Genomic DNA, 5,279 nt, shown 5'->3' with positions numbered 1-5,279 from the left:
GTAAATCTGCAAATTTTGGAAAGCGTTTAACTAAATCTTTTAAAGCATTAATATGATCAATAGCTGCCATAATACCATAGTTTTGATAGTCTCCATTAGGCGGGACAAAATCGCAAAAAAGTTCTATTTTTTGGCTTTCATCAACTAAACCTGCTTGTTTAATCTCTCCAGCTCTTTGTTCTATAAGAGGAATAATTTGCTCGAAATTATTTTCATTAGCGAACAAGTGTCCTAAATTAATATTTTTTAAAATACCATTGATACGATCTAAGTCATTTTGATTAGGAATAAGCTTTGGATTGTACTTTTGATCAATACTTTTTCTTGCACAAAAACAATGATAAAAAACATGCACCGCTACAACATCAAAATTTTTAGCGATATATTCTCTATCAAAATCTAAAAAAGAAATATTTGCATTAGCTCCAAAACCTCCTATTATAAAAACTATGGCTTTAATCTCTTTTTCATCATCATAACTTATACGGTATTCAAGCTTACTGGTTCTTTTGATATTTAGTTCTACATCATCACAAGAATCAATTTCAAAGGTTTGGTTTATAAGCATTATTCCACCCTATTTGCATTATTTTATTGTATTTTAAAGACAATTATACTTAAATTTTAGTAAAATAAAACACAAAAAACAAGGCTTAACTATGAAAAATCTTTGCATAATCCCTGCACGCGGTGGATCAAAAAGAATTCCTAAAAAAAATATCATTGATTTTCTAGGTAAACCTTTAATCGCTTATAGCATAGAAAATGCTTTAAATTCAGGCATTTTTGATGAAGTAATACTTTCAAGCGATGATGAAGAAATCATAGAAGTAGCCTTAAAATACGGTGCAAAAGCTCCATTTGTGCGTGATAAAAATTTAAGCGATGATTATGCTTCAAGCACTGCTGTAGTGCAAAATACTATAGAAATTTTACAAAGCCAAAGTCAAATTTATAATCATGTCTGCTGCCTTTATGCTACTGCTCCTTTGTTAAACAAAGACATTTTAAAACAAGCCTATGAAAAATTTATCCAAAATCAAAGCAAGTTTTTATTTGCTGCCACTGAGTTTGAGTATCCTATACAAAGGGCTTTTTATCTAAATGAGAACAATCAGGTTTATATGTTTGATGAAAAACATTATAAAAGCCGCTCACAAGACTTAATAAAAGCTTATCATGATGCAGGAGCTTTTTATTTTGGCACAAGCAAGGCTTGGCTTGAAGAAGATTTTATGTTTAAACCTCATTCTAGTGCGTTTGTATTACCAAGAAATTTAGTTTGCGATATAGACACCATGCAAGATTTAGAATTTGCAAAAATACTTTATAAGGTAAATTATGAAAGTGCTTTTTAGAAGCGATAGCTCCAGTCAAATAGGCTTTGGACACATTAAACGCGACCTAGTCTTAGCTAAACAATATGATGACGTAAGTTTTGCTTGTTTGCCTTTAGAAGGCTCTTTGATCGATGAAATTCCTTATCCTGTTTATGAGCTTGATAGTGAAAGCATTTATGAACTTATCAATCTCATCAAAGAAGAAAAATTTGAACTTCTTATCATTGATCACTATGGCATCAGCGTAGATGATGAAAAGCTGATCAAGCTTGAAACAGGGGTGAAAATTCTAAGCTTTGATGATGAGATAAAGCCTCATCATTGTGACATTTTACTCAATGTCAATGCTTACTCAAAAGCAAGTGATTATGAAGGTTTAGTGCCTTTTAAATGCGAAGTAAGATGTGGTTTTTCTTATGCCTTAATCAGAGAAGAATTTTATCAAGAAGCTAAAGAAAATAGAGAAAAAAAATATGATTTTTTTATTTGCATGGGCGGAACTGATACAAAAAATCTCTCCTTGCAAATCGCTAGCGAATTGCCTAAAACAAAAATCATAAGCATTGCAACTAGCTCTTCTAATCCCAATCTTAAAAAATTACAAAAATTTGAAAAATTACATAGTAATATTAGATTATTTATCGATCATGAAAATCTTGCAAAATTGATGAATGAAAGCAATAAACTCATCATCAGTGCAAGTTCTTTAGTCAATGAAGCCTTGCTTTTAAAGGCAAATTTCAAAGCTATTTGTTATGTTAAAAATCAAGAACCTACAGCAACTTGGCTTGCTAAAAAAGGCTATGAAGTGGAGTATAGGTATTGATAAAACTTAAAAATTTCACAGAACTCAATTCTCAAGAAATAAAACTGATTTTTAAATGGCGTAATGATATTTATATTAGTCAATTTATGAAAACAAAACAAATTGATTTTGAAGAACATTTAAGATTTTTAAAAAAATTACATCAAGATTCTAATAAAAAATATTTTTTAGTTTTTCAAGATGAGCAGATTATTGGTGTGATTGATTTTGTCAATATCACAACTAAATCTTGCGAATTTGGACTTTATGCAAAACCTGATTTAAAAGGCGTAGGACAAATTTTAATGAATGAAATTCTAAAATACGCTTTTGAAATTTTAAAAGTAGATACTCTTAAAGCTTATGTTTTTAAAAATAATCACAAAGCTTTAAAATTATATCAACAAAATCATTTTACTATTTATGATGAAGATAAAGATTTTTACTATGTTTGCCTAAAGCAATCTCACTGCAAAACCTTGCTTAGCTAATTCTTCTTTTACATCTTTAGGGGTGTACTTAGAAAAATGAAAAATATAAGCCCCCGCTAAAGCATCTGCACCCAAATTTAAAGCTTTAACTCCATCACTTGGATTGCTAAGTCCTCCATTGATGATAAGAGGAATTTTAAGTTTATTTTGAAAGATCTTTAAAAGTTCTAAATCATAACCCTTTGCTTTTCCTTCAAAATCCACAGAGGTTAAAAGAAGCTCTCCAGCTCCTTTTTTTTCGTATTCTAAAGCAAGTTCTAAAGGACTTTTTTCAAGTAAATTTCCCCTATCATAAACACAAAATTGATCCCCTTTTCTTTTAACATCTATAGAGCAAACTATACATTGAGAACCAAAACGATTAGCCGCTTTACTTATAAAATCCACATCTTCTAAGGCTTTAGAATTGATAGAAATTTTATCCGCACCTAAGTTTAAAATCTTTTGTATATCTTCAAGAGTTTTTATCCCGCCACCTATAGTTAAGGGCATAAAACATTCTTTAGCAAGATCTTCTATACTTTCAAAGTCTATTTCTCCACTTTTTGAAGCATCTATATCTAAGATAATAAGCTCATCAACATTGCGTGCATTATAAATTCTCATTGTTGAAGTTAAGTGTCCTATAGTACGAAAATCTTTAAATTCTATACTTTTAACAAGTTGTCCGTTTTTTAGTAAAACACAAGGGATAATTCTAGTTTTTAACATTTAAAGCCTTATAAAATTTTCTAAAAGTTTTAAGCCTAAATTTTGACTTTTTTCAGGGTGAAATTGCGTCGCAAAGATATGATCTTTTTGTAAAGATGCGACAAATTTATACCCGTATTGTGCTTTAGCGCTTACAAATTCATCTTTGCATTTCACATAAAAAGAATGCACAAAATAAAAATCACTCTTATCTTCTATGCCTTGATACAAAGGTTCTTGTTTTAAAATTTCAAGCTCATTCCAACCCATGTGTGGGATTTTTAAATTTAAATCCTCTTCAAATTTTACAACTTCACCTTCTATAAAACCAAGCCCATCGCAAACTCCACCTTCATAGCCCTTTTCTAAAAAAAGCTGCATTCCCAAACAAATGCCTAAAATAGGTTTTTTTTGCACCAAAACTTGCTCTTTTAAAGCTTCTATAAAACCAAGTTCTTTTAAATTTTTCATCGCTTCTTTAAAAGATCCCACTCCAGGTAAAAGCAACTTATCTGCTTTTTGCAAATCTTTTGGATTTTTAGCTATGAAATTTGTAGCTCCTATTTTTTCAAAAGCCTTAGCAACTGAGTTTAAATTTCCTGCCTTGTAATCAATGAGTGCTATCATTTTAAAACACACTCGTCTTTTCTTACCAAAGAACCATCATAATCTCTTATAAATTTGCCATTTTCATCACGTTTAAAGATTTTTTTATTGGTAAAAGAATCTACTATTTTTTGAAATTCTTCCTCGCTAAAACCACTGAATTCAAGGTATTTTTTAATAGCCTTTTTAGGGGGTTTGCCATCGTATTTTTGCACCAAACGCACCCCTTCTTCACGGCTGATATAACCTAAACGAATATCCAAACAAGCATTATCTGTTGCTCTACCAAAGCCATATTTACAGTATTTTAAATAATCATGCACATGATTAGAATAACAATCTAAATTTTCAAAATTTTCATAAGTAGTCTCAACAGGATGATCTAGAGTTAAAAAACCATATTTTTTAGAAATTTCAAGAATTTTTTTATAGTCCCATTTAAAATAATACCCTAAAAATAGCCCCGTAACCCCTACTCTTTGAAGTTCTTCATCGCTTGGATAAGTATATAAAAATAAATCTTTTTCAGTGATACCATTTACCCCAAGCATATCAGAAGCACGATTTCCTAAAAGTCCACCAAATTCTTCAAGCCACTCTCTACCTAAAATATTCTTATTTTTACTACTCGCAGGACCGCCATACTCTATCTGCGGACTTTCTCCCCAGATGATCAAAGGCACTCCAAAATTTACCGCTATGCGTGGAACAGAAGTAAAAATTCCCAAATGGTTTTGCCACTCATTATCCCCTGTTCTCATAAAAGCTTCACGAGCAAGTTTTTGATAAACTTTTGGATCACGCTTGATATGGATTAAATCCACGCCAAGATGATTTAAATTGTCTAAATTTTTGCGCCCTATTTTCGTAGGCACACTAGGCTCAAAACACACACATAAAGGATTAAGTCCAAGTTCAAGCATTTTAACTACTTGAAAAGTAGAATCTTTTCCACCACTTACTCCGATAACACAATCATAAGCGGGATGTTTTTTATACTTTTTTACAAGCTCAAAAAATTCTTTTTCTCTTTCTTGCCAATTGATTTTTTTATTTTTAGCTTCTTGAGAACGACAAGCATCACAAACCCCCTCTTCGTCAAAATGCAAATCAGGCTTAGTATCTGGCATTACACATTTTTTACAGAATTTCATTTTTCCCTCAAATATTAAAATATACCAAGTAATATCATCTATACTTTGTATAATTATATTATAAATATTTTGTTATAATAAAAATAAAATAACAAAAATATAGAAAGTTTTCATGAAAAACAAACATTTTTTTATTATTGGCGGTGGTGATTTACAAGCGGATTTAGTGTTACATGCAAAAAAAGATTTTATC

The 5,279-nt window shown here is 30.6% G+C and carries 7 protein-coding genes; 3 read left to right on the top strand and 4 right to left on the bottom strand.

The genetic code is table 11. From position 1 onward, the window contains the following. A partial coding sequence (locus tag ELQ07_RS06170) for a DUF2920 family protein (protein WP_134224893.1) occupies positions 1 to 568 on the bottom strand: 568 nt, incomplete at its 3' end. A gap of 91 nt (positions 569 to 659) precedes the next feature. Between ELQ07_RS06170 and pseF the strand changes: the two genes are divergently transcribed. Genes pseF through pseH form a run of 3 tightly spaced genes read left to right on the top strand, consistent with a single transcriptional unit; the run spans position 660 to position 2,636 of the window. Continuing rightward, a complete protein-coding gene (pseF, locus tag ELQ07_RS06165; protein ID WP_070248716.1) occupies positions 660 to 1,358 on the top strand; it encodes a pseudaminic acid cytidylyltransferase in 699 nt (232 codons plus the stop codon). Next, positions 1,342 to 2,166, top strand: coding sequence for a UDP-2,4-diacetamido-2,4,6-trideoxy-beta-L-altropyranose hydrolase (gene pseG / locus ELQ07_RS06160; RefSeq protein WP_070248714.1), 825 nt, complete (start codon positions 1,342 to 1,344; stop codon positions 2,164 to 2,166). The genes pseF and pseG overlap by 17 nt, the downstream gene beginning before the upstream one ends. Beyond that, positions 2,163 to 2,636, top strand: a complete 474-nt coding sequence (pseH, locus tag ELQ07_RS06155) for a UDP-4-amino-4,6-dideoxy-N-acetyl-beta-L-altrosamine N-acetyltransferase (RefSeq protein ID WP_070248711.1) — start codon at positions 2,163 to 2,165, stop codon at positions 2,634 to 2,636. Before pseG ends, pseH begins: the two co-directional genes overlap by 4 nt. Here the strand turns inward: pseH and hisF are convergent. The 3 genes from hisF to pseA are packed head-to-tail and all read right to left on the bottom strand — an operon-like array spanning position 2,601 to position 5,086. Continuing rightward, positions 2,601 to 3,347 (bottom strand): imidazole glycerol phosphate synthase subunit HisF, encoded by a 747-nt coding sequence (gene hisF, locus ELQ07_RS06150; RefSeq protein ID WP_070248708.1) that lies wholly within the window; start codon positions 3,345 to 3,347, stop codon positions 2,601 to 2,603. The genes pseH and hisF overlap by 36 nt on opposite strands. Continuing rightward, positions 3,348 to 3,953, bottom strand: a complete 606-nt coding sequence (hisH, locus tag ELQ07_RS06145) for an imidazole glycerol phosphate synthase subunit HisH (RefSeq protein WP_087684633.1) — start codon at positions 3,951 to 3,953, stop codon at positions 3,348 to 3,350. Then, a complete protein-coding gene (gene pseA / locus ELQ07_RS06140; RefSeq protein WP_134224892.1) occupies positions 3,950 to 5,086 on the bottom strand; it encodes a pseudaminic acid biosynthesis protein PseA in 1,137 nt (378 codons plus the stop codon). The genes hisH and pseA overlap by 4 nt, the downstream gene beginning before the upstream one ends. Between the last annotated feature and the right edge of the window lie 193 nt (positions 5,087 to 5,279).

The sequence above is a fragment of the Campylobacter sp. US55 genome (assembly GCF_004378955.1).
GTDB lineage: Bacteria > Campylobacterota > Campylobacteria > Campylobacterales > Campylobacteraceae > Campylobacter_D > Campylobacter_D jejuni.
The sequence above is the reverse complement of the archived record's forward strand: the minus strand, read 5'-3'. Positions and strand labels throughout refer to the sequence as shown.

Coding starts and splice junctions, on each gene's coding strand:
- hisF (WP_070248708.1), bottom strand. CDS start 3,347: ATGTTAAAAACTAGAATTATCCCTTGTGTTTTACTAAAAAACGGACAA.
- pseG (WP_070248714.1), top strand. CDS start 1,342: ATGAAAGTGCTTTTTAGAAGCGATAGCTCCAGTCAAATAGGCTTTGGA.
- hisH (WP_087684633.1), bottom strand. CDS start 3,953: ATGATAGCACTCATTGATTACAAGGCAGGAAATTTAAACTCAGTTGCT.
- pseA (WP_134224892.1), bottom strand. CDS start 5,086: ATGAAATTCTGTAAAAAATGTGTAATGCCAGATACTAAGCCTGATTTG.
- pseF (WP_070248716.1), top strand. CDS start 660: ATGAAAAATCTTTGCATAATCCCTGCACGCGGTGGATCAAAAAGAATT.